The sequence below is a fragment of the Ancylobacter sp. genome (genome assembly GCF_965229075.1).
Classification (GTDB): domain Bacteria; phylum Pseudomonadota; class Alphaproteobacteria; order Rhizobiales; family Xanthobacteraceae; genus Ancylobacter.
Genome location: NZ_CBDDIO010000002.1, coordinates 1,446,032 through 1,468,962, shown reverse-complemented (window position 1 = coordinate 1,468,962; position 22,931 = coordinate 1,446,032). Strand labels below are relative to the sequence as shown.

18 protein-coding genes are annotated in these 22,931 nt (G+C 63.4%); 8 read left to right on the top strand and 10 right to left on the bottom strand.

Annotation, left to right across the window (positions count from 1 at the left end; all coding sequences use genetic code 11):
- Positions 1 to 24: 24 nt before the first annotated feature.
- Entirely contained in the window at positions 25 to 2,070 is a 2,046-nt protein-coding gene (locus ACO07Z_RS12935) for an FAD-dependent oxidoreductase (protein WP_421699080.1), read from the top strand.
- Between the two features lie 14 nt (positions 2,071 to 2,084).
- A complete protein-coding gene (locus tag ACO07Z_RS12930; protein WP_421699079.1) occupies positions 2,085 to 2,627 on the top strand; it encodes a hypothetical protein in 543 nt (180 codons plus the stop codon).
- An 11-nt stretch (positions 2,628 to 2,638) separates the two neighbouring features.
- On the opposite strand, the gene ACO07Z_RS12925 is transcribed toward ACO07Z_RS12930, so the two are convergent.
- From ACO07Z_RS12925 to ACO07Z_RS12915, 3 genes are all read right to left on the bottom strand, one after another.
- Positions 2,639 to 3,562: a DMT family transporter gene (locus ACO07Z_RS12925; protein WP_421699078.1), complete on the bottom strand. Its 924-nt coding sequence runs from the start codon at positions 3,560 to 3,562 to the stop codon at positions 2,639 to 2,641.
- A gap of 37 nt (positions 3,563 to 3,599) precedes the next feature.
- Positions 3,600 to 4,436 (bottom strand): pyrroline-5-carboxylate reductase, encoded by an 837-nt coding sequence (proC, locus tag ACO07Z_RS12920; protein WP_421699077.1) that lies wholly within the window; start codon positions 4,434 to 4,436, stop codon positions 3,600 to 3,602.
- Positions 4,437 to 5,010: 574 nt separating this feature from the next.
- Positions 5,011 to 5,883, bottom strand: a complete 873-nt coding sequence (locus ACO07Z_RS12915; protein ID WP_421699074.1) for an EamA family transporter — start codon at positions 5,881 to 5,883, stop codon at positions 5,011 to 5,013.
- A gap of 885 nt (positions 5,884 to 6,768) precedes the next feature.
- On the opposite strand from ACO07Z_RS12915, the gene ACO07Z_RS12910 reads away from it, so the two are divergent.
- Positions 6,769 to 7,629, top strand: coding sequence for an RHS repeat-associated core domain-containing protein (locus ACO07Z_RS12910; protein ID WP_421699076.1), 861 nt, complete (start codon positions 6,769 to 6,771; stop codon positions 7,627 to 7,629).
- A gap of 1,322 nt (positions 7,630 to 8,951) precedes the next feature.
- On the opposite strand, the gene ACO07Z_RS12905 is transcribed toward ACO07Z_RS12910, so the two are convergent.
- A complete protein-coding gene (locus tag ACO07Z_RS12905; protein ID WP_421699075.1) occupies positions 8,952 to 9,251 on the bottom strand; it encodes a hypothetical protein in 300 nt (99 codons plus the stop codon).
- A 608-nt stretch (positions 9,252 to 9,859) separates the two neighbouring features.
- On the opposite strand from ACO07Z_RS12905, the gene ACO07Z_RS12900 reads away from it, so the two are divergent.
- The 4 genes from ACO07Z_RS12900 (at position 9,860) to ACO07Z_RS12885 (ending at position 15,290) form a co-directional block, all read left to right on the top strand.
- Positions 9,860 to 10,732 (top strand): EamA family transporter, encoded by an 873-nt coding sequence (locus tag ACO07Z_RS12900; RefSeq protein ID WP_421699074.1) that lies wholly within the window; start codon positions 9,860 to 9,862, stop codon positions 10,730 to 10,732.
- 325 nt (positions 10,733 to 11,057) lie between these two features.
- The gene (locus ACO07Z_RS12895) at positions 11,058 to 13,700 is read left to right on the top strand and encodes an AAA family ATPase (RefSeq protein WP_421699073.1); all 2,643 of its coding nucleotides are present in this window, start codon (positions 11,058 to 11,060) and stop codon (positions 13,698 to 13,700) included.
- 18 nt (positions 13,701 to 13,718) lie between these two features.
- Complete coding sequence (locus ACO07Z_RS12890; RefSeq protein WP_421699072.1) at positions 13,719 to 14,411, top strand: TIR domain-containing protein; 693 nt, start codon at positions 13,719 to 13,721, stop codon at positions 14,409 to 14,411.
- Between the two features lie 3 nt (positions 14,412 to 14,414).
- Positions 14,415 to 15,290 carry a macro domain-containing protein gene (locus ACO07Z_RS12885; RefSeq protein WP_421699071.1) on the top strand — a complete coding sequence of 292 codons (876 nt, stop codon included), beginning with the start codon at positions 14,415 to 14,417 and terminating at the stop codon, positions 15,288 to 15,290.
- A 306-nt stretch (positions 15,291 to 15,596) separates the two neighbouring features.
- On the opposite strand, the gene ACO07Z_RS12880 is transcribed toward ACO07Z_RS12885, so the two are convergent.
- The 6 genes from ACO07Z_RS12880 to ACO07Z_RS12855 form a co-directional block, all read right to left on the bottom strand.
- Positions 15,597 to 16,433, bottom strand: a complete 837-nt coding sequence (locus ACO07Z_RS12880) for a sugar phosphate isomerase/epimerase family protein (protein ID WP_421699070.1) — start codon at positions 16,431 to 16,433, stop codon at positions 15,597 to 15,599.
- Complete coding sequence (locus ACO07Z_RS12875; protein WP_421699069.1) at positions 16,430 to 17,263, bottom strand: shikimate dehydrogenase family protein; 834 nt, start codon at positions 17,261 to 17,263, stop codon at positions 16,430 to 16,432. The genes ACO07Z_RS12880 and ACO07Z_RS12875 overlap by 4 nt, the downstream gene beginning before the upstream one ends.
- Entirely contained in the window at positions 17,260 to 18,447 is a 1,188-nt protein-coding gene (locus ACO07Z_RS12870; protein WP_421699068.1) for a dihydrodipicolinate synthase family protein, read from the bottom strand. The genes ACO07Z_RS12875 and ACO07Z_RS12870 overlap by 4 nt, the downstream gene beginning before the upstream one ends.
- 20 nt (positions 18,448 to 18,467) lie before the next feature.
- Entirely contained in the window at positions 18,468 to 20,057 is a 1,590-nt protein-coding gene (locus tag ACO07Z_RS12865) for an acyl CoA:acetate/3-ketoacid CoA transferase (RefSeq protein ID WP_421699067.1), read from the bottom strand.
- Positions 20,058 to 20,285: 228 nt separating this feature from the next.
- Positions 20,286 to 20,954 carry a TetR/AcrR family transcriptional regulator gene (locus ACO07Z_RS12860; RefSeq protein ID WP_421699066.1) on the bottom strand — a complete coding sequence of 223 codons (669 nt, stop codon included), beginning with the start codon at positions 20,952 to 20,954 and terminating at the stop codon, positions 20,286 to 20,288.
- Positions 20,955 to 21,023: 69 nt separating this feature from the next.
- Positions 21,024 to 21,533 (bottom strand): MaoC family dehydratase, encoded by a 510-nt coding sequence (locus tag ACO07Z_RS12855; protein ID WP_421699065.1) that lies wholly within the window; start codon positions 21,531 to 21,533, stop codon positions 21,024 to 21,026.
- Positions 21,534 to 21,704: 171 nt separating this feature from the next.
- On the opposite strand from ACO07Z_RS12855, the gene ACO07Z_RS12850 reads away from it, so the two are divergent.
- Positions 21,705 to 22,760 (top strand): ABC transporter ATP-binding protein, encoded by a 1,056-nt coding sequence (locus ACO07Z_RS12850; protein WP_421699064.1) that lies wholly within the window; start codon positions 21,705 to 21,707, stop codon positions 22,758 to 22,760.
- The last annotated feature ends 171 nt before the right edge of the window (positions 22,761 to 22,931 follow it).

Sequence of the window (22,931 nt, the reverse complement as noted above, 5' to 3'; positions counted from 1 at the left end):
CACCTGGCCCCATCGGAGCGCACCATGGCCGCCTATGACGTGCTGTTTCAGCCGTTGCAGATCCGTAACCTCACGATCCGCAACCGCTTTCTCTCCACCAGCCACGAGCCCGGCTATGTCCTCGCCGGCGATATCACTGACCGCTACATCGCCTATCAGGCGGAAAAGGCCAAGGGCGGCATCGGGCTGACCCAGTTCGGCGGCGCCACCGCCGTCTCGGCCGAGAACTCCTTCTATTACGGCCAGATCAATGGTTCGGTGGACAAGGTCATCCCGCAGTTTCGCCGGATGGCGGCGGCGATCCATGAACATGGCGCCCATTGCACCGTGCAACTAACCCACGGCGGAAGGCGCGAGCGTTGGGACCTGACCAACTGGCTGCCGACCTTCTCGCCCTCGCCTTTGCGCGAGATCATCCACGGCACCTTTCCGGCGACGATGGAAGATCACGACATAAGGCGCACCATCGAAAACTATGTCGCGGCGGCGACGCGGGTGCGCGAGGGCGATGTCGATGGCGTTGAGATTTCCTGCCAGGCCGGCACGCTGATCGAGCAGTTCTGGTCGCCGGCGATGAACCACCGCACCGACGGCTATGGCGGTCCGCTGGCGAACCGCATGCGCTTCGGTCTCGAAATCCTCGAAGCGGTGCGTCGCCGTCTCGGCGACGATTACGTGATCGGCATCCGCATGCCGGGCGACGAAATGCTGAAGGGCGGGCTGACGCAGGATCATTGCCTCACCATCGCCAGCACTTATGCCGGCTCGGGTCTCATCGACTTCATCTCGGTGGTGGGCGGCCAGGCCTCCGACTACAAATCGGAAGCGCGCATCTGGCCGACCATGTGGGTACCCTCCGCCGCCTGGCTGCCCCTCGCCAAGGCGATCCGCGACGAGGTGCAGGGACAGGTGAAGATATTTCACGCGACCCGCATGACGGACGCCGCCACCGCCGAGCACGCGCTGAAGAGCGGGGCGGTGGACATGGTCGGCATGACCCGCGCCTTCATCGCCGATCCGCATTACGCGAACAAGCTGAGGGCGGGGGAGGAGGAGAACATCCGCCCCTGCGTCGGCGTCGGTTATTGCGTGGACCGCGCCATTCGCGGAATTGACGCCCTCTGCGCCCATAATGTCGCCACCTCGCGGGAGGCGACGATTCCGCAGGTGGTTCGCCCTGCGGCGGTGAAGAAGAAGGTGGTGGTCGTCGGCGGCGGCCCTGCTGGCTTGGAGGCGGCGCGGGTCAGTGCGCGGCGCGGCCATGAGGTCGTGCTGTTCGAGGCGGCGAGCGAGCTCGGCGGCCAGTTGCTGCTGGCGGCCAAGGCGACATGGCGGCGGGAGATTTCCGGCATTACCGCCTGGCTTGCGCGGCAGATGGAGATCCTCAAGGTCGATCTGCGTCTCAATACCTATGCCGAGGCTGAGGATGTGCTGGCAGAAGCGCCGGATGCGGTGATCATCGCCACCGGCGGCTTACCCAATCTCGGCCGATTCGAAGGGCTGGAGTTTGCCGTATCCGCCTGGGAGGTGCTCTCCGGCCAGACAGCGGTCCCCGGCTCGGTGCTGATCGCGGACGAGAACGGCACCGCCTCGGTCGCCTCCACGGCGGAATTCGCCGCCGCGAAGGGCGCGCGGGTGCACATCGTCACGCCCGACCGTGAGTTCGGCCGCGAGATCGGCGGCACCAATCTCGGTGCCCACATGACCGAGCTCTACAAGCACGACGTCGCGATCGAGACCGACACCCGCCTCGTCGCCCTGCGCCGCGCCGGCAACGGACTGATCGCCACGGTGGAGAACACCTATAGCGAGAAGCGCCGCGACATCCCGGTCGATCTGGTGATCGGCGACAGTGGCACGCTGCCCAATGACGACGTCTACACCGCGCTGAAGCCGCTCTCGCGCAATCGCGGCGAGGTGGATCTGCGGGCGCTTGCCGATGCTCGCGAGCAGGCCATTGTCAGCAATGCCGAGGGCCGTTTCGTGCTCTACAAGGTCGGCGACGCCTGGTCCTCGCGCAATCTCCATGCCGCCATGCTCGACGCGGCGCGGCTGACCCATCCCCTGTGAGACGAGGCCCGGCCATGACCGAGATCTTGACCCATGGCGACATCACCTACCGCGTGATCGCGCTCGAGCAGTGCCTGCCGCTGGTCGAGGGCTTCGTCGCCGCCGGCACGAAATGGCATTCGCACGTCCTCTCGCCCGGCTGCGCCTTCAATCCCTATGGCGAGCTTTACGCCATCGTGGTCGAGGACGATGACGCGCATGTCGCCTATATCGCCCCGTCGGAGGGGTTTCCGGAGGTCGATAAGGTCTTTGTGAAGATGCTGCATGGCGACGACATTCTCGACGAGGGCGCGGCACGGACGGCCGACCCGGCCGAGGTGGCCGGCTCGGCGCTGCTCAAGCGCCTGCGCGAAATCGACGCCCGGGGCGTGCACTGGCACCACCACATGAACTTCCCCGCCTGCGCCCTAAACCCGCATCGCGGCCACTGGGCGATCACGGTTGAGAGCGATGCGGGTACCTTTTCCGAACGCTATGAAGACGAACCCAAGGCGGTGCTGCGCGAGATCGAGGTGATCTATTTCCGCAACCTCGCCGCCCGGAGCGCCGGGGAATAAGGCGGCGCTTGTCAGGGAAAGTCCTTTATCAGCGCGTCCACCCGCATCCGCCGGCGCGACCGCGATTCGCTGTAGAGCAGGAACAGACCGGCCATGGTGATGATAGCGGCGCCCAGCAGGGTGCGCTCGTTGGGCACGTCCCCGAACACCACAAGGCCGAAGCCCACGCCCCACAGCAGCAGCGAGTACTGGAACGGGGCCAGCACGCTGACCGGGGTGAGCTTGACCGAGCGGCTGATCATGAGATGCGCCAGGCAGGCGACGACGCCGAGCAGCAGCAAGAGGCCGATATCCATGGCACTCGGCGGCGTCCACTGGAAGATGGCGAACATACCGCCGCCGATGAGCGCCCCCAGCGCCTGGAGCGTGGCCAGTGAGGTATCGCTGGTTTTCACCAGCACCTTGTTCATCATCAAGGCGCCCGCATAGCAGAAGCTGCCGGCGAGCGCGTAGAGGATGCCCGGCGAGTACACCGCGACGGAAGGGCCGAGCGCGATCACCACACCGCCAAACCCGGCGAGAATGGCCAGCCAGCGGCGCCAGCCGACCCCGCCTCCCGGCAGGAAGCTGGACATGGCGGCGACATAGATCGGGCCGGCCATGTAGAAGGTGAAGACCTCCGCCAGCGGGAGATAGGCGACAGCGGCGTAGAATAGGGCGGTATCGCCCGTCGCCACGCCGACCCGCACGAGCTGCAGCCAGGGGCGATCCACCCGTCCAATACTGCGCCCCGCCCACAGCATGGGCCCCAGCACCAGGAAGGCACCGACGGAGCGGATCGCCAGAACCTGGCTGACCGCGAAGGTGCCAACCAGGATCTTTCCCATCGTGTCGTTGAGGGCGAAGAGAAAATTGCCCAGCACCATGAAGAGGATGCCGATCCAGAACGCATGGGCGTTGGTCGGGCTTATCAGGCGGTTGAACAGGGACAGCATGGACCGCCAGGGAGCGTAGGAGCGAGGGAGGAGAGAGCTACACCGGCCCTTGGCCGCCGCCAAGCTCCGCCGAGCGGCGACGAGCGGCATGAACGGCGCGGCCGATCACCGGGTCGACGCCGGAAGGCCCCATCAGCTCGGCAAGCGCGGCGGCGGTCGTGCCGTTGGGGCTGGTAACTTGCTGACGCAGGGTGGCCGGATCGGTGTCGCCCTCGCGGGCCAGCCGGCCGGCGCCATAGACCGTCTGCAGCGCCAGCTCGCGGGCAAGATCGCCCGGCAGGCCCTCGGCAATGCCGGCGCGCTCCAGACAATCGATGACGTGGAAGACATAGGCCGGGCCGGAACCCGAAACCGCAGTGACCGCGTCCATCAATGCCTCGTCGTCGATGAAGCATACCCGTCCGCTGACGGACAGCAGGCGCTGCGCAAGTGCGCGCTGATCGTTCGAGACCCACCTATTCGGGCCGCAGACCATCATGCCGGCCCCGATGGCGGCCGGCGTATTCGGCATGCAGCGGATGACGGCTGCCCCAGGCCCCAACGACGCTTCCATGCGGCGCAGCCCTACGCCGGCAGCCACCGACAGCACCAGTGCCCCCGCTTCTGCGAAGCGCCGGACTTCGGACAGGACGGTGTCCATCTGCTGGGGCTTCACCGCAAGCACCACGACCGCTGGTGTCGGCGATGTCGAGATCTGCTCGATGCTGGCGCAAGCGATGGCGCCGATGGCTGCAGCACGCCTGCGCAGCGATTCGGTCGGCTCGATCACCCGCACGGCGATGACGCCGCTGTCCGTCAGCCAGCCCGCGGCCATCGCGTGCCCCATGTTGCCACAGCCAATGAGAAGAACGTCGACGTTCACCTGCGCCGCCATACCACCGTCGCTCCACTTTCGTCATATGACATTTGTTATAACAAAAATTCTTCGTGCGCGAGGGTGATCGGTGGGAGATCAGTGTCACCAACGGACGGCGGTCGGTCGATACTGCGCGCGCATGCTTTGACCGACGCCTGATCGATATTCCCTATTCTAGTACCGCCAACCTCAATAAGAGATGAGCGATCACGTTGCATGGGTCGCTCATGCGGCGGCCTTACCACCAAGATCCATGCGCTTGTCGATGCCGGGGCCGCATCGTGCGAAGCCCGGCGCAGGGCGCGTCCGACCGTCCGCAGTGACGTTCTCGCAATCATCATCCCGCGGAAATGATCTCCCGGGAGTGGCATTAGGGCAGGCATCGAACGTCCGCAGCTGGCGCAAAGCTGCCGACGTGCCCCACCTCGCGAATGTCCGCATTGGGCGCGCGGCCGTTACCAGATCAATGGCCGAGAAGCGGCGCAAAGCGGCCGTTCGCGGCGGCGTGTCGGGGAGGGGCGCTTGAGGGCAACATGGACATCGGGCGGAGGCAAACGCATAGCCAACGCTCGGGCCCGCCTCGCACCGCAACTCATTCTGCCGCGAGCACAATGACGCCCGCGATGAGAACGCCGCATCCCGCCAACCGCCACGTCTCCACCTCCTCCTTGAGGATCAGCATTCCCATCAGCGCGCCCACCATCATCGACATCTCGCGCATCGGTGCGACCAGAACGAGCGAGGCGCCAGTTTGGAGAGCGGCGAGGATGAGGATGTAGGATAGAGGCGAGAGCAGGCCCACGCCGACGGCGATCCACCAAAAACCACGCATGCGCTCCAGCGCCCGGCGCGGGTTGGCAGCGATGAGCGGCAGGAGCAGGAAGAAGCGCAGCAGGTTCGAGAACCAGTCGAGGACGACAGGGGCGATGCCGAGCGCCTTCACGGCATTGGCATCGACCACGGTATAGGAAGCGATCAGCCCGCCGGTGGCCGTGCCCCAGCCGATGCCGGCCTTCCCGTCCGGCAGCCGGAAGGCCGCGAGGTTGCCGCGCGTGGCGATCAAACCGATGCCGGTAACGATGAGCGCAAGCCCGACAAGCCCCAGCCCGGTCAGCGGCTCGCCCAGAAGCATCACTGCTCCAAGAGTTGACAGCATGGGCCCGGTGCCGCGCGCCACGGGATAGACGACCGACAGATCCGCCACCTGATAGCCGCGCTGCAGGCAGAGGCTATAGGCGAGATGGATCAGTCCGCTTAGCAGCACGAAGGCGCTGCCCTGCCATGTCCAGCTGATGGCACCATCGGCCAGCAGATACAGCACCCAGGGCGCATAGGCGACGCAGGCGATGAGATTATAGGCAAAGACGAACGCCAGCCCTACCGACGCAGCGCGCTTGGCAAGCAAGTTCCATGAGGCATGAATGAAGGAGGCAAGGATGACGAGAAGCAGCGAGGCGAGTGTCATGAGATCCCCTTGGGCGCACCATGCGCCGGTTGATCTCGACGTCTCCTCCTCTGGGCTTTTGCCCCTTGGGTGCAGCCGCGGAACTCCCGCGGTCTCCGCAACGCTCGGTCCTGCGAAGGCGCGGCCTTCCGGATCCCTAGTTGCCACTCGATCGATGCGCGACGATAGCCGGAGGGGAGCCCAGCGATCAAGCCGCTCCGCGCAACGGACAGAAGATGGGTTCAGGCCGATCCCCGCCGAAAAACCCTCGACTGTCGTTGTTGGCCATCAAATCAATTCTGCAGGGTTTGTCGCTCACTTCCGCAGGGTGTCGGTGACGGCCACATGGGGAGAGACGTAGCCCGCCGCAAAACACCTGTTTTCGGGGCCTTTGGAATAGGTCGGACTGAAGCCAATGGACCATCCGCGCCGACCTTCGCCGCAACAGGTACCATATGCCCGCCAAAACTTCCTGCCCCTTTTTCGGCACATTCCCGTTGCGACGCGCCCCTCGCGTGCACTAGCGTCTGATGCACGTAGTGAGTCTGGTGGGACGAGATGAGCCTTCATCGTTGCTGGGTTACCTTTTCTTCAAATGGGAATAGCTCGCCCCTGAATCTAGGGTGCGGAGTAACGGCAAGCAATCAAAGCGAAGCTGAGGCTATGATTCGAGATGTAATTTTCCCGCTTTTCGGCGAGCGAGAATTTTCAAGCATACAGAAAGATATAGACGTCAAAACTCTCGAAGCTGACCATGTGCTTCCAAACATTGGCAATCCCGCTGTCCGAGGGGTTTGGTTTCCGGCCATCTGACGTCATTTTTCTGATCTCAAACCATACCGAAGCTCCTTGGCATCCGCGATCGGGTAGTGCGCCAAGGCGCTAGCCGCGCCCGCCCCCGACAAGGTGACGCTCACCGTTACCGGCGATATCGAGCGGGTCACCTCCTATGTCTGCGAGGGCACGCCCGCCGCCTGGACGGCGAAGACCGCGTGGCGGCTGGATGTTCATGCCGACGCGCAGTTGGTGACGCCGGATGCCGGCGGGCCAACAGCGCCGGTGTTCCTGCATCGCGACCATCTCAACAGCGTCAAGCTCACCACGGACGCCACCGGCTGCGTCGCCAGCCGCTCCGCCTATCGCCCCCATGGCGACCGGACGCAGGCGGAAGCCCCGGCCGTCCCCGGCTGCTCACCCGCCGCCCCGGCCGAGCCGCGTGGCTTCATCGGCGAGCGCCACGACCCGGAGACGGGCCTACTCTATCTCCACGCCCGCTATTACGACCCGGTGATCGGCCGTTTCCTCTCCCCCGACACGCTCGACCCAATCGAGCCCGGCGTCGGCACCAACCGCTACGCCTATGCCGACAACGATCCGATCAACAAGAGCGATCCAAGTGGGCATATAATTGAAAGGTTTTGGGATGCATCTAATGCTGCTTACGGATGGGCCAATGCCGCCGAGAATTGGAGCCAAGGGAACTACATATCTGCGTCCATTGATGCCGCAGGTGCAACCATCGATACCATTGCGACAGCGGTACCTGGTGTACCGGGCGGAGCGACCGCAGGCATAAAGGGGGCGCGAACTTTAGGGGGAAAAATCGCAGATGCGCTCGGCTTAGGTAAAAAAGTCGACGATGTCCGCGCAGTCAAACCAGGTGACGCAGGCTCCTATGGTTCTCTATTAAAGCAAAAAAGGCGTATGGTGAGACTGAGCCCCTTCATATGGACCACCAGCCATCTTTTGCTGCGCAAAAAATCGTAACAGAAAGAGAGTTGGGGCGACGGCTATCAAAGCCAGAGGAAGCTCAACTAAGGCTAGATACACCTGCAGTCGCCTCTCCGAAAGCGGTGCACCAACGTAAAAGTTCCACTTACGGAGGGCGCAACAACAAAGAGCGTCAAGAATTAGACTCATTGGGCCGCGGCAAAGCTGCCAAACGCGACCGCGCTGCGCTCGATAGCGGGTTGGCTGAACGCGATTCTCAAAAGAGTAAGTATTAAATATGAGAACCAACAGAAATATGCTTCAAGAATACATTGGAGCGCTAATTGAAACAATTCTCAACGATGAGCCATTTAAAAACTATAAGTTCAAAAAAAGTGTATCAAGGGATCTGCCTAAGCATCTGTACTTTTACGTCTGCGAGAAGCATGGCTTTGAGTTTCAATGCGAAGAAGAAAAGATAATTACAACGATATTTGTATCCAAAAAAAGTAACCTGTCTGACAGATTGGAAGTTGGTATTGGTTGGAACTCTCATGAGGTGCAAAATCGTCTCGGGGCGCCTACCAAATCGGGAAAGTCATGGGACCGATTTGACCTCACGAATTATTCGCTTCATGTATCGTACGGGCAAGATAATTTGGTTGAAATGATTACATTGATGAGTAATGACGTTGTCCCAAAAGATTAGCGTTTCATTTAAAGGAATGCTCGCCGGCGGTAGTCGACAGGATGTAAGGACGGGATAGGCCTGGACAATTCAGCAGCGCGGTCCAAATGAAGGCAGGGCGATCGTTGTGGCGTTGACGGCGTTTGTCCTCGCTGCGGAGCAGCCGAACCTTTTCCAGCGCTGCGCCCACCGACGCGGTGTCGATCGCAGGGGTGACCGGGTGGCGCTGACCTGGTTGAGGGAGATATTAGCCTCGTCTGCCTTGGCCGACGGATCGTCGAGAGCCGCGACGTCAGCGGCGCTGAGATTGCCGGACAACTTGGGCAACGCTGATCGTGGAGCGATGTAGGGGGCGCCGTGGCGTAGGGCAGTGCAGTAGGATCGCCTTTGGGCGGCGGTGTTCGGTTCCACCAGCACAGGAGGGCGACCCATGATCACTCCCGACACCCTACGCAACATTCTTTCCGATCTTGAGTCCGCGCTAGAGGACCATTCCTTCGCGCTCCACACGGCTCGCAGGGCCGCGGTTCCGATTCAGGAGCGGCTTGCCGTAGGTAGGGCGAGCCGTGCGTCGTGGGAGCGGCTGGAGGCGGCCCAGCGGGCGCTTGAGCGCGCGGCGGGGAGTGCAATCTAACAGAGCAAGCGGGTCGCGGTCGGAACGCGCAGCGCACCCGGTGCCAGATCGGCTACACTAAATCGCGTCGGTGCGTGATATCGCAATCTGGGTGGCGCGAGTCCATTGCAGCATGACTGTCGCTGCCGGCGGCCCACCATTGTTCTTTCCGGCCAGCCGTACCCAGCCCTCGGCCATCATCCGCCGATGCCCCTTCTCAAACCATTCCTGCGCCTCGTCGATCGACGCGAACCCGCCGGTTCGCGAGGCGCCCTCACAGACGCGGTAGCCCGTCTCCTTCAGCGTCTTGGTGATCACCACGGCGCCCCAACGGAGCATGGCCACAAGAACCACCGTCTCCCGCGACACAAGGTCCATGGTGTCCGGAACTCAAACGCGTCAGACCAGCCGTTTGACCCGTGCACAGCGCTCCGCTGGGTCAGCCATTAGCACACGCCGCGCGATCAACTCTTGAGGTGGCGCAGCACCGCCGCTACGCGGTGCGCGCCTCAGCCCAGGAGCTGACTGCCATTTGTCATGGCCGGCGGAGAGTTGATGGCGATGCCTCCAGAGACGCGTCGCGCCAGCGGGCGATACCAGGCAGAGAGAGCCTCATGCCAACCGAAAACAGGTGTTTTGCGGCGGGCTACGTCTCTCCCCATGTGGCCGTCACCGACACCCTGCGGAAGTGAGCGACAAACCCTGCAGAATTGATTTGATGGCCAACAACGACAGTCGAGGGTTTTTCGGCGGGGATCGGCCTGAACCCATCTTCTGTCCGTTGCGCGGAGCGGCTTGATCGCTGGGCTCCCCTCCGGCTATCGTCGCGCATCGATCGAGTGGCAACTAGGGATCCGGAAGGCCGCGCCTTCGCAGGACCGAGCGTTGCGGAGACCGCGGGAGTTCCGCGGCTGCACCCAAGGGGCAAAAGCCCAGAGGAGGAGACGTCGAGATCAACCGGCGCATGGTGCGCCCAAGGGGATCTCATGACACTCGCCTCGCTGCTTCTCGTCATCCTTGCCTCCTTCATTCATGCCTCATGGAACTTGCTTGCCAAGCGCGCTGCGTCGGTAGGGCTGGCGTTCGTCTTTGCCTATAATCTCATCGCCTGCGTCGCCTATGCGCCCTGGGTGCTGTATCTGCTGGCCGATGGTGCCATCAGCTGGACATGGCAGGGCAGCGCCTTCGTGCTGCTAAGCGGACTGATCCATCTCGCCTATAGCCTCTGCCTGCAGCGCGGCTATCAGGTGGCGGATCTGTCGGTCGTCTATCCCGTGGCGCGCGGCACCGGGCCCATGCTGTCAACTCTTGGAGCAGTGATGCTTCTGGGCGAGCCGCTGACCGGGCTGGGGCTTGTCGGGCTTGCGCTCATCGTTACCGGCATCGGTTTGATCGCCACGCGCGGCAACCTCGCGGCCTTCCGGCTGCCGGACGGGAAGGCCGGCATCGGCTGGGGCACGGCCACCGGCGGGCTGATCGCTTCCTATACCGTGGTCGATGCCAATGCCGTGAAGGCGCTCGGCATCGCCCCTGTCGTCCTCGACTGGTTCTCGAACCTGCTGCGCTTCTTCCTGCTCCTGCCGCTCATCGCTGCCAACCCGCGCCGGGCGCTGGAGCGCATGCGTGGTTTTTGGTGGATCGCCGTCGGCGTGGGCCTGCTCTCGCCTCTATCCTACATCCTCATCCTCGCCGCTCTCCAAACTGGCGCCTCGCTCGTTCTGGTCGCACCGATGCGCGAGATGTCGATGATGGTGGGCGCGCTGATGGGAATGCTGATCCTCAAGGAGGAGGTGGAGACGTGGCGGTTGGCGGGATGCGGCGTTCTCATCGCGGGCGTCATTGTGCTCGCGGCAGAATGAGTTGCGGTGCGAGGCGGGCCCGAGCGTTGGCTATGCGTTTGCCTCCGCCCGATGTCCATGTTGCCCTCAAGCGCCCCTCCCCGACACGCCGCCGCGAACGGCCGCTTTGCGCCGCTTCTCGGCCATTGATCTGGTAACGGCCACCTCCTGGAAGCCGACATACCGCACGCGCGGTGACTGCTTCCATGTGCGGTCCCACCGTTCACTTCTGACTTTGAGTTCTGAGCCCAAGGTTTGGTCAATCACCGTGGTATTGAAATAGCCGAGCGGAACTGTTTACCTGCACTAATCACAGGTAGACTTATAGTCGCTCGGGAGGATCAAAATGACTGCGGAGCCGATCGACGACGTCTTGGACTGGGCAAAGAAACTCTCGTCCTGGAAGCAGGACGCATTGCGGCGGCTCGCGATCAGCAACGACCTCACAGATACCGACTTTGGTGAACTGCTTGCCATGGTCAAATTGGCCGCAGGCTTCAGTCTGGCGAGCCCTCCTCCTGCCGCGATCCCTTTCGCCAAGGCCCATTTCGGAGGCGGAAAGCAACAGCCCATCATCCTGAAAGGGATCGCCAACATCGAGAACATCAACCGCTTGGTCCCGAAAGCCGCCCTTGCCTTCTGCCCGAAAGCCTTGACGATCGTGTATGGCCGCAATGGCAGTGGCAAGAGCGGTTTCGTGCGAATCCTGCGAACCGCGTGCCGCAAGCGCGTGGAGAACCCTTCCAAGCTTAAGGTTCTGGCTGACGTGTACGGTGCGTCCGCCGGACCGCAGACTGCCGAGATCATTATCGACGCCGGCACGGGCGATACCCCAATTTCCTGGTCTCCCGGGAAAGCCGCATCACCGCAGCTCATGCAGGTGGCGGTCTTCGACACGGCTTCTGCGGAGCTATATGTCAACGGCGGAAATCAGATTCGCTTTCTTCCGTTCGGGCTCGCCCTGCCGCATCGACTGAATACCGTCTGTCTCAGCTTGAAGGACAAGTTGGAGACGGAACGCGCAACAGAGGTTGGCGACAAGGTCAGCTTGACGACAATCGTCTTTACGCCAACGCGCGACACGGGAGCGCAGCGGTTCGATAAGGCTCTTAGCAAGTCCACCACCACCGCTCAGATCGACGCGGCGACGGTGTTTGCCGAGGCTGATCAACTGCGTCTCGATGAAATCACCGCTGCGCTGTCAGCCGGCGCAGCCGCAGCCGCTGACGTTACCGCGTTCGCAAAATGGGCCGATACCTTCGCGACTGAATGCGCAGCAGCCGAAACGGCGCTTTCAGATGCGGCGCTGCAGCAGCTCGCGGGTCTACGCGCCACCGCCGTTGCTGCGCGCGAAGCAGCCACGGTCGCCGCCGGCGCGTTGTTCACCGACGAACCGTTGCCCGGAGTCGGGAGCGACACTTGGCGGGCGCTCTGGGCGGCGGCCCGCGACTACTCGCTTAAGAAAGCCTACATAGGCAAGTCGTTCCCTGTGGTAGTGGCGGATGCCGGTCCTGCCGCCTGCGTGCTGTGTCAACAGCCTCTCCTGCCCGATGGCGCGAGCCGTATGCAGCGTTTTCAGAAGTATATGGACGACACTCTGGATACCGCCGCGTCGAAGGCAGAGCAGGCGGTCGCCGAAGCGCTCACCAATGTGAGCGAGCTCTCATGTCTCCGCGCCACGGACTTCCCCGACCGGCTCGAACAGATACGAAAGCGCGACGCCGGGCTGGCTGATCTGCTCGCGAGCTTTCAGGCAACCGCAGTCGCGAGGCGTGATCAGGCGGTCGCGCGCCTGAACGGAGAACCATACGAGGCCGCTCCCGCACTCGTTGTCCCGTCTGAAGAAGTAAAGGCGTTTGCACTCAAGCTAAAGGCCGAGAAGGACGGGTTGGCGCAGGCGAGCAATGCTGACGAGCGGGCCAAGCTCACAGCGGAGAAGGCCGAACTCGAAGATCGGAGGACACTCTCCGCCAACAAGTCGAAGCTTATTAAACGCCGCGGCCTACTGATCATCGACGGCGCGTATGGGAAAGCTCTCGCGGACGTCCAGACGAGGGGCATTACGCAACGTGCAAACGAACTCCTGGATACACATCTGACGACGGCCGTGGTCACGCAATTCGATGCGGAACGCACGCGTTTCGACATCATGCATCTCAATGTCGGGCTGGCGCGCAAGAGCGGGCAGACCAAGGCGGAATTCGAGGTCGATCCGAAGACAAAATTGACCAAGGTCACGTCGGAAATCCTCAGCGAGGGAGAGCAGCGTGCTCTGGCCTTGGCCGGCTTCCTAACCGAAGTCACTCTCACCGACGGGTCGGGTGCAATCGTGATCGACGATCCCGTGTCCTCGCTCGACCGCAATCGAAGCGTCAAGGTGGCGGAGCGCATCGCCGAGGAGGCCTTGAAGCGGCAGGTAATCGTGTTCACCCACGACATCGTCTTTTTCAACGAGCTCTGCCGGGCAGCCGACGCAGAGGGAATCGATCCGGTCACGGTCGCGCTGTTCAGCGACAAAAGCGCGGCCGGCAAGATCGACGCGGCCGGCATGCCGTGGAAAGGGCTGAATGTAGCCAAGCGTCTCGGCCGAATCAAGAATGACGCTGCGCAGCTGTCGAAGCTCCATACGACGAGCCCGGCAGACTACGAAATCGCGGTAAAGAACCTGTATGGGCGCCTTCGTGATACTTATGAGCGCGCGGTCGAGGAGATCATTTTCCGTGATATCGTCCGGCGCGGCACCGATGTCATCCAGACCCAGCTGCTACGGTATGTTTACCTCTCCCATGCGCTCGCCATCCGCTTCCATGAGGGCATGACCCGCGCAAACACGCACAGCCATGACAATCCAGCGGCGGATACAGTGCCAGTACCTTCTCCCGACGAGTTCGCGAAGGATATCGACGAGCTTCAGCTTCTAATCGCCGCTCTCAAAGCGGACAGCGAGATCGCAGAGGCAGCACGCCCTCAGATGAATCCAAATAAATAATACAGAGTCGGGTAGCGTGTGAAGCTTCGTCATCAATTATCTCTCTCGAGTGCCTTAGAACACCGTATCTCTGTGTTCACGGAACCAGACAAACTCTCGGGCGCAAAGGCGCGCGCGATTTTCCGACCAGCATGGCGGATCGATCTCATTGCAAGACGTTCCGGCCAAGATATAACTACGCAGGGCAACGAGCGCGCCAAGGGGTTGGTAATGGCATACCGTAATAAGACTTACATCGCCTTCGATGGTGACAACGACATGCACTACTACCGGCTGATGACAGCGTGGTCAGCGCATGAGGGCTTCAACTTCGATATTTACAATGCCCACGATCTCAACACTGCTCGAGACTCAAGCCAAGAAGAGAGCATCAAGCGCCAATTGCGCGAACGCTTTGCCAACTCGAAATTGTTCCTAGTCCTTATTGGCGAGAACACCCGCTACCTGCACAAGTTTGTTAAGTGGGAGATTGAGACAGCCATTCGGCTCAATCTTCCCATCTTTGGCATCAATCTCAATGGAAGTAGGTCGCAGGATGATCGCTGCCCGCCTGCGATGCGAGATGCGCTGGCAATATACGTGCCGCTCAACGAGAAAATTATCACATTCGCTATGAAGGCATGGCTCGAATGGCATCCAAAGCACCTAATGGCGCAGAAAACTGGTCCATTCTACTACAATAGCGATATAAATAAGTCGTTGGTCCTGTAATCAATGAGCTATTTTTTCAAGTCCATAGCGACGTGGTCATTCTGGCGGTACGAACTTCTGTCAGGTGAAGCGCTTGCAAAGCTACTGGCGACAGTGGGTGCGTTGTACCTATTCATGGAGATTATCGACTTTCTGGGCATCTACACGAAGGCCGAATACAGCAAGTTTGCGATCATCCCCATGATTTGCTTCGCCGCTCTGTTCGTGGTCATCACACGCCGCCCGATTGCGCGCGTCTCGTACAAGGTGCCGGGTCGCGACTATGTCGTAGAGGTTCGCATTGGTGACATTTTCGCTGGCACCAACGATGTTGTCGTGAGCACCAACACGACCTTCGACACGAGCATGGCGAATGGGCTGATTGCGACGGACAGCTTACAGGGACAGGTTGCGACCCGCTTCTTTCAGTCCAACACAGACGATATCGATAAGCAGCTACAGATCGATCTTGCCAACGCGAATGGAACACCGCGAGCGGATGCTCCCGGCAAAGGCATCGAATATCCCATCGGCACTGTAGCTCGGGTTAAGGGGCACGGTCGGACGTTCTATTTCGTGGCCATGTCACGGCTGAATGCACAAGGCACCGCCAGCACGACAATCCGTGAGGTGGAAGACGCACTTTCCTCTCTTTGGACATTCATACGTACGCACGGGGAGCTCAAGAACCTCTCGGTTCCGCTGATGGGCACCGGCCGTGGGCGCATTGGATACCCGCGCAAGAAGATGGCCGAACGCATGGCAGAGTCGTTTGCGGACGGGTCGAAGGATCAGGTTTTCTCCAACCGGCTATCCATCGTTATACGTCCTGAGGATGCTGAGAATTTTGGCGTGAACCTCTATCAAATTCGAGATTATCTCGTTCAGGGGCTTCACTGAATGACTACGCAGGGCTCACTCTTGGCCAAACAAATGTCCGCTACCTGCCTTCTTCTGCTTGGAAGCCGCCATTCCGCAATCGGCCCCACATCGGTCGTTTCAGCCAAGGTGATCAGCCCACCCCGAAAGCAGACCTCACCACTGTCCGAGAAGGGGTCAACATACGTCATAGGGTTATAGCGAACACATAGTTCTCTTCTTGGTTGCTCGCCGGCATGATGGCGTAATACGTCGTCTAAAGACGCCACGCTGCGCGTGCCGATTTTGCCGTCGGACGTCCACCTCTGTAGCCCATACGACATTCAGCTATAACGCGCGTAAGTGATCGACGCAGACTCGCAGCGTCTCATCGCTGTCGGTGGACCACCACCGGTTTGAGAAAATCTCGATCTCGGCATAGCCGGCGAAGCCGTTGGCCTCGACCTCGAAACGCATCGTTGCGAGGTCGATCACGCCGTCGCCGATCATGCCGCGATCCATCAGCAGATCGGCGGTGGGGACGAGCCAATCGCAGATGTGAAAGGCGAGGAGCCGCCGCTCGCGGCCGGCGCGACGGATTCCGGCGGCAAGGTCGGGGTCCCACCACACGTGATAGGCGTCGAGCGCGACGCCGATGCCGCCCGCATTGTCGGGATCGAGACGGGCGCACAGATCGAGGGCCTGCGCCAGGGTGTTCACGCAGCTTCGGTCGGCCGCGTACATCGGGTGAAGTGGCTCGACGGCGACGGGCACACCGAGAGAGCGCGCCTCCACCAGCAGATGGCCGAGCCCTTCCTCGACCTGGGCACGGGCATCCGCGAGGTCGCGGCTGCCGCCTGCAAGCCCGCCGGCGACGATGACAAAACACGCCGCACCCAGCGTGGCGGCATCCGCCAGAGCCCGCCGGTTCTCTTCCAGCTGCGCCCGCCGCGCCGCAGCCGTCTCGGCAGGGATCGCCGTGCTGCGGCAATAGCCGGAGACGGCAAGGCCGGCATCGCGTATCTGCCGGCCGATCGCGGCGACGTCGCCGCCCTCGACTTCCCGCCGCCACGGGGCGATGGCGCCAAAGCCATGGCGGGCAACCTGGTCGATGACGCGGCCGATCGGCTCCTTATAGCCGAGTGTCGCCGTGTTGATCGCGCAGCGTTGTGGCGTCAGCGTCATGGCGCGGCCAGTCCAAAGAAATCGCAGATCGCGTCGACTTGGCCCTCCAACATGGGTGCGCCGGCATGGGTGAGGCAACCGCGGCGCTCCGCTTCCTCCAGCAGCGGCGTTACCGCCGGCTTGAGGATGATGTCGACGACGAGCGTGCCGGGACCGAGGGGGTCGATTGCCACCGGGAACGGATCCTCCGGCCGCATGCCAACCGAGGTGCAGTTGACCACCGCGTCGAAGCCAGACGGGTCGGGCGCACCGACATCGGCGTGGAGACCGGGAGCGGCAGCCTTCAGCTCCGCGACCACTGCCCGCGCCCGCGCGGCATCAACATCGAACAGGCGCAGCCGCGCCGGCTGTTCATCGGCAACGGCGTGCGCCACGGCGCGGCCGGCGCCGCCGGTGCCGATGACGAGGACACGGCGGCCGCTGAGCCCATGGCCCTTCGCCTTCAGCCCGCGCACGAAGCCGATGCCGTCGAAATTGTCGCCGACGAGCCGGCCGTCGCGCTTGTGGATGGCGTTCACCGCGCCGATCCGGCGCCCCATCGGGCCGATCTCGTCGATCAGTGCGGCAATGGCGACCTTGTGCGGAACGGTGACGATGAGGCCGTCAAAGTTCTTCGTCGTGCGAAACATGCGCAGGAGGTCGGCGAGGCCGTCCGGCGCCACATGCAGCGGCACGAGGGCCGCTTCGACGCCTCGGCGCCGGAAGGCGGCGTTGAACAGGCCAGGCGAGCCGACCTGCGCGATCGGATCGCCCACAATGGCGTAGACCCGCGTGGCGCCGGAAAGGGGCAGCGGCAGGCCGGGGAGGTCGGGAAGCAGGGCCGGCGTCATCCCTCGATCCCGCGCAGCGCCATCACCGCCTTCATGCGGCGCACGGCCCGGTCGGGATCGGCCAGCAGGCCGGTCGCATCGGCCATCCGGAAGATCTCGGCGAGGTGGACGGCCGAGCGTGCGCTCTCCAGCCCACCGGCCATGATGAAATGGTCCTGATGGCCGTTGAGATAGGCCATGAACACCACGCCGGTCTTGTAGAACTGGGTCGGCGCGGTGAAGAGGTGCCGGGACAGCGCTTCGGTCGGCTGGAGGAGGGCGCGGTATCCCTCGGCATCGCCATCCGCCAGCCGGCCCAAGGCGGCGGAGGCTGCCGGGGCAATGGCATCGAAGGCGCCGAGCAGCGCGTGCGAGTGATGGGCGCCGTCTCCCTCGATCAGCGCAACATAGTTGAAGTCGTCGCCTGTATACATCCGCACGCCCTCCGGCAGGCGACGGCGGAGCGCGACCTCGTGGGCGGCCTCCAGCAGGGAGATCTTGATGCCGTCCACCTTGCCGGCATGGGCGCCGATGATGCCGGCCACCACATCCATGGCGCCGGCGATATCCGGGGTGCCCCAATACCCCGCCAGAGCGGGGTCGAACATGTCCCCGAGCCAGTGCAGCACGACGGGACGGCTGACCTGCCGCAGCAGCCGGTCATAGACGGCGATATAATCGTCGGGCCCCTTGGCGACGCGGGCGAGCGCGCGCGACGCCATGAGCACGAGACGGCTGCCGGTGGCCTCGATCGCCTCGATCTGCTCCTCATAGGCGCGGATGACATCGTCGAGCGTGCGGGCCTCGGCCGGCGCGAGCTGATCGGTGCCGCAACCGGAGACCACGAGCCGGTCGCGGCCGGCGGCGGCGCTGGTGCGGCGGATCAGTTCCAGCGAGGTCGGCCAGTCCACGCCCATGCCACGCTGGGCGGTGTCCATCGCCTCGGCGATGCCGAGCCCAAGACCCCACAGATGCTCGCGGAACGCCAAAGTGCGCTCCCAGTCGACCACCGTCTTCACGGCGGGGTCGAAGGGCGCGCGCGGGTCGACGACGACATGGCCGGCGGCATAGGCGATGCGGGTGAACGGCCGCTGCGGCGCGGCCGCCCGCAAGGGCGTGCCGGCGAGGCGGTAGGTCTCCAGCGTGCCCTCAGCGCGGGGAAGGCAAAGGGCGAGGCCGGAGGGGCGCGTCGCGGGGGTTGTCATGGCGTTTTCCCTGCTGAGGTTCACGAGGCGGAGCGCAGCCGATCGTGCACGCGCCATTCGCCCGGCATCTCGGCGGCGATGCCCATGGGTTCGGAACGGAAGAGCCGCGCATCCATGCGCTTGAGCGTCGGAGCGATGCGGGGCCGGAAGGCCATCTGGCCGAGCACGTCGCGCTCCAGATCGATGCCTGGCGCGATCTCGATCAGTTCGATGCCGTCTTCGCCGGTGCGGAACACCGCGCGCTCGGTAACGAACAGCGTGGTCTGGCCGCGCGAACGGCCATAGGGGCCGCTATAGGCGACCTGCTCGACCGCCTCGACGAATTTACGGTGCTTGCCTTCCTCGACGATGACGAGTTCGCCATTCTCGGCCCGCACCTTCAGGCCTCCGGCAGTGAAGGTGCCGCCGAACACCATGGTGCGCGCGTTCTGGCTGATGTTGACGAAGCCGCCAATGCCCACGACGCGGCCGGCGAATCGGCTGATGTTCACATTGCCGGCGCGGTCGACCTCCACCGCGGAGAGGAAGGCGATGTCGAGCCCGCCGCCATCATAGAAGTCGAACTGGTAAGGCTGGTCGATCATCGCCCAGTAATTGCGTGCCGCGCCCGCATCGAGCCCGGAGGCCGGCGCGCCGCCGATCAGTCCCTGTTCATTGGTGAGCACCACCTCGTCTAGCAGACCCTCCTCGGCGCCGACGAGGCCGATGCCGGTGCAGATGCCCGAGCCGATGTTGCAGACGGCGCCCCGCCGTAATTCCATCGCGCAACGCCGGGCGACGATCTTGCGCTCGTCGAGCGGCAGGCGCGGAAAGCCCTCAAGCGGCATGCGCAGCTGACCGGCGAAGGCCGGATCGAAAAAGGTCTGGTAGGTCTGCTTCTGCTCGGCATCGACCACCACGGCATCCACCAGCATGCCGGGGATTTTCACCGTCTTGGCGGGCAGCGTGCCGCGCCGCGCGAGGCGCTTGACCTGGACGATCACCAGCCCGCCGAGGCGCCGCGTCGCTTGCGCCATGGAGAGCATCTCGCCGAAGATTGCTTCGTCCTCCATCGAGATATTGCCGTCCTCGTCGGCGGTCGTACCACGCAGGAAGGCGACGTCGATGGGGAAGGGCTTGTAGAACAGCCATTCGCGGTCCTTCAGCGTGACCAGCTCGACGAGATCTTCCGAGCAGGCCGTACTCTGCTTGCCGCCGGCGAGGCGCGGATCGACGAAGGTATGCAGCCCGACATGGGTCAGCAGCCCCGGCCGCCCGGCCGCGATCTCGCGGATGAGCTGGGACAGGGCGCCCTGGGGCAGGGTGTAGCACTCGATGGCGTTGCGGCTCGCCATGGCGGCGAGGGGCGGCGCGTCGACCACGGTGCCGCAGACCACGCGGCGGATGAGGCCTTCATGGGCGAAGCGGGACGCGCCGGCCTCCCCGCGATTGCCGAGGCCGACGGGGTGGATCGTGGTCAGGCGGCGCGGCTGCTGCTCCGCCAGGAAACGCTGTTCGACGGCGGCGATGAGAGCTTCCGGCACCGCATGGCCGGATCCCGAACCGCCGATGAGAATCGTGTCGCCATCGCGCACGAGCGCCGCTGCGGCCGACGCCGTGAGGATCTTCATCCCAGAACTCCAGAAGGATGGAAGGCACCAACTGCCCCTAAACTTACTTATCAGTAAGTCAGAAACCGGCGATCCGCAACCCTGTGCTTGAGTCGCCCTCCCCTGCGCGACGGCGGTGCTGCGCCGGGTGCGGGCGCGGCACAGCAAGGCGGCTCGTCGGCGCAAGGGTGAGAATGATGTAGGCCGGGCGCGGCCGCGCGGGGCGGCGGGCCGGGAGGGCGCCGGAGGTTACTGGGCCGCGACGTCCGGTCGGCTCACAGGCGCGTAGGCGGAGAGCATCACCCGCGAGAAAGCCTCGAAGAACTGTTCCAGCCGCTCGAAATTGCCCGCGTCCTGGGTGAAGACCGAGGAGCTGTTGACGATGTTCACCAAGAGAAAGGCGATGTCGTCCAGCGGCGCGTCGGTGACGAGTTCGCCGCGGTCATAGGCGATCTGCACCGCGACGCGGACAGCGGCCTGCACATTGTCGGTGAAGGAGGCGAGTGATTCGCGCGCGCCAGGGCTCAGCACTTCGCCTTCGAGGCGCAGCCGGCCGATCAGGCTCCAGGGCTGCCCGCTCTTACGGCCGCGGTTGAACGCCTTGTAGCGGGTGCGGTTGAAGACGGCGACGTCCATCAGCTTCTGCGGCAGCGAACGGTCCGGCGCTTCCCAGATCGCCTTGTGTTTGGCGCAGGTGCTGGTGACGTAGTCGCGCACGACCTCCTCGACCAGCTTCTCCTTATTGCCGAAATGGTAGTGGATATTGGTCGTGGTGATATCGAGCCGGTCGGCGATATGGCGAAAGCTGGTGCCGTGATAGCCGTGACGGATGAGCAGTTCGGTCGCCACCTTCTTGATGTTGTCGCGCATCGACAGGCGGCTCGGTGCCACCGTCTCTCCGCCGGCCTTGCGCGCCATCGGCTGATAACTCCCCCTCACGCGGCGTGTTCGCGTGCTGCAAACAGATGAGCAAGCGGCGGCAATCGGTCAAGCCGATGCGGCGTCGCTCGCTTTCCGTCCCCCCATCATCAGCAGGGTCTGCCCCTCCTGCACCACCTCGCCGTTCTGGTTCACGACGCTCACGTTAAAGGTGACGATGCCCCGGTCGGCGCGGCGGGTCGGGCGCTTAGCGTGCACATCGAAGCGTGCGGCGATGCGGTCGCCGATCAAGATCGGCGCCTTGAACGACCAGTTCCACGACAGCGTCGCGATTCCCTGCAGCCTGACCGGGCAGCGGGTCTTCAGCCCGTCGATCAGGGCGAGGCCCAGCAGGCCATGGGCGATGCGGCCGGGAAAGCCCTGCTCGCGCGCAAACGTATCGTCCATGTGCACGTCGAACAGATCGCCGGAGATGCCGGCATAGCCGACGATATGGGCTTCGGTGACGGTGACGCCGGAGGTGAGGAAGAAAGCGCCTTCGGAGAGGTCGTCATAGCCGTAAAGACCGGGCGGCAGTGCGCCGGCAGGCGAAAGAGATGTCGTTACGTCAACGGTCATGAGCCCTCGCCGAAAAACTTACTTATCGATAAGTAACTTCGCATTGACCGCCTCCAAGGTCAATGCTAGCTCTTTGGACGAGCGCCGGCCGGGCTAGGCCTAAGAGGCGCAGTGGAAACGCAGTGCCACGCCTGCCTCGGGTGGCGAGTCCAAGATCGTGAGACCTTCTCCATGGCATCGGTGACCATCCGCGACGTCCACAAGAAGTTCGGGGAAACCCATATCCTGCGGGGCGTCTCGGTCGACATTGCGGACGGGGAGTTTGTGATCCTCGTCGGCCCGTCCGGCTGCGGAAAATCGACGCTCCTGCGCACCATCGCCGGGCTGGAAAAGGCGACGGCTGGCGAGATCCGCATCGGCGAGCGCCTCGTCAACGACGTGTCGCCGAAGGATCGCGACATCGCCATGGTGTTCCAGAGCTATGCGCTCTACCCGCACATGTCGATCTACGAGAACATGGCCTTCGCCCTGTCGCTGCGTAGTGCGCCGAAAGAGGAAATCCGCCAGCGTGTGGAAAAGGCGGCGCAGATCCTCGGCCTCATGCCGCTGCTCGACCGCTATCCCCGCCAGCTCTCCGGCGGCCAGCGCCAGCGCGTCGCCATGGGGCGCGCCATCGTCCGAGACCCGCAGGTGTTCCTGTTCGACGAGCCGCTCTCCAATCTCGACGCCAAGCTGCGCGTCGCGATGCGGGCGGAAATCAAGGAACTGCAGCAACGGCTCAAGACCACCACCGTCTATGTCACCCACGACCAGATCGAGGCGATGACAATGGCGGACAAGATCGTGGTGATGCGCGACGGGGTGATCGAGCAGATCGGCGCGCCGCTCGACCTGTATGATCGACCGGACAACCAGTTCGTCGCCGGCTTCATTGGCTCGCCCAGCATGAACTTCCTCGAAGGGCAGTTCGAGAACGGCGCGTTTCGCGCCGGCGACCGGCTGATGCTTCCGGCGGGCCGGCAGTGGCAGGCGGCGCCGCAGGGCGAGGCGGTCTATGGCGTGCGGCCCGAGCATTTCCGCATCGACGACGCCGGCGTCGAGGCCGATGTGGTGGTCGTCGAGCCCACGGGATCGGAGACCGAGGTGCTGGTCCGCGCCGGCGGTGCCGAGTTCAACTGCCTGTTCCGCAGCCGCGTCGCGGTCCGTCCGGGCGAGAAAATCCGCGTCCTGCCCGATGCGGACCAGGTGCATCTGTTCGACCGCACGACCGGGCGCCGCATCAGTTGACCAGCGCCCGGTCGAGGCTGGCGTGACCCGAAATTGACTTATCGATAAGTAAGTCTAGAGTTCTCTGGCATGAGACGCGACAAGCGATGGGCCGCACCCTTGCCGCGCATTTGAAGCGTCCCGAGAAATGTGGATGCGAGATCGAAACCGGCCCAGCAACGGAGGAATGAC

Coding starts and splice junctions, on each gene's coding strand:
- ACO07Z_RS12935 (WP_421699080.1), top strand. CDS start 25: ATGGCCGCCTATGACGTGCTGTTTCAGCCGTTGCAGATCCGTAACCTC.
- ACO07Z_RS12930 (WP_421699079.1), top strand. CDS start 2,085: ATGACCGAGATCTTGACCCATGGCGACATCACCTACCGCGTGATCGCG.
- ACO07Z_RS12925 (WP_421699078.1), bottom strand. CDS start 3,562: ATGCTGTCCCTGTTCAACCGCCTGATAAGCCCGACCAACGCCCATGCG.
- proC (WP_421699077.1), bottom strand. CDS start 4,436: ATGGCGGCGCAGGTGAACGTCGACGTTCTTCTCATTGGCTGTGGCAAC.
- ACO07Z_RS12915 (WP_421699074.1), bottom strand. CDS start 5,883: ATGACACTCGCCTCGCTGCTTCTCGTCATCCTTGCCTCCTTCATTCAT.
- ACO07Z_RS12905 (WP_421699075.1), bottom strand. CDS start 9,251: ATGGACCTTGTGTCGCGGGAGACGGTGGTTCTTGTGGCCATGCTCCGT.
- ACO07Z_RS12900 (WP_421699074.1), top strand. CDS start 9,860: ATGACACTCGCCTCGCTGCTTCTCGTCATCCTTGCCTCCTTCATTCAT.
- ACO07Z_RS12895 (WP_421699073.1), top strand. CDS start 11,058: ATGACTGCGGAGCCGATCGACGACGTCTTGGACTGGGCAAAGAAACTC.
- ACO07Z_RS12885 (WP_421699071.1), top strand. CDS start 14,415: ATGAGCTATTTTTTCAAGTCCATAGCGACGTGGTCATTCTGGCGGTAC.
- ACO07Z_RS12880 (WP_421699070.1), bottom strand. CDS start 16,433: ATGACGCTGACGCCACAACGCTGCGCGATCAACACGGCGACACTCGGC.
- ACO07Z_RS12875 (WP_421699069.1), bottom strand. CDS start 17,263: ATGACGCCGGCCCTGCTTCCCGACCTCCCCGGCCTGCCGCTGCCCCTT.
- ACO07Z_RS12870 (WP_421699068.1), bottom strand. CDS start 18,447: ATGACAACCCCCGCGACGCGCCCCTCCGGCCTCGCCCTTTGCCTTCCC.
- ACO07Z_RS12865 (WP_421699067.1), bottom strand. CDS start 20,057: ATGAAGATCCTCACGGCGTCGGCCGCAGCGGCGCTCGTGCGCGATGGC.
- ACO07Z_RS12860 (WP_421699066.1), bottom strand. CDS start 20,954: ATGGCGCGCAAGGCCGGCGGAGAGACGGTGGCACCGAGCCGCCTGTCG.
- ACO07Z_RS12855 (WP_421699065.1), bottom strand. CDS start 21,533: ATGACCGTTGACGTAACGACATCTCTTTCGCCTGCCGGCGCACTGCCG.
- ACO07Z_RS12850 (WP_421699064.1), top strand. CDS start 21,705: ATGGCATCGGTGACCATCCGCGACGTCCACAAGAAGTTCGGGGAAACC.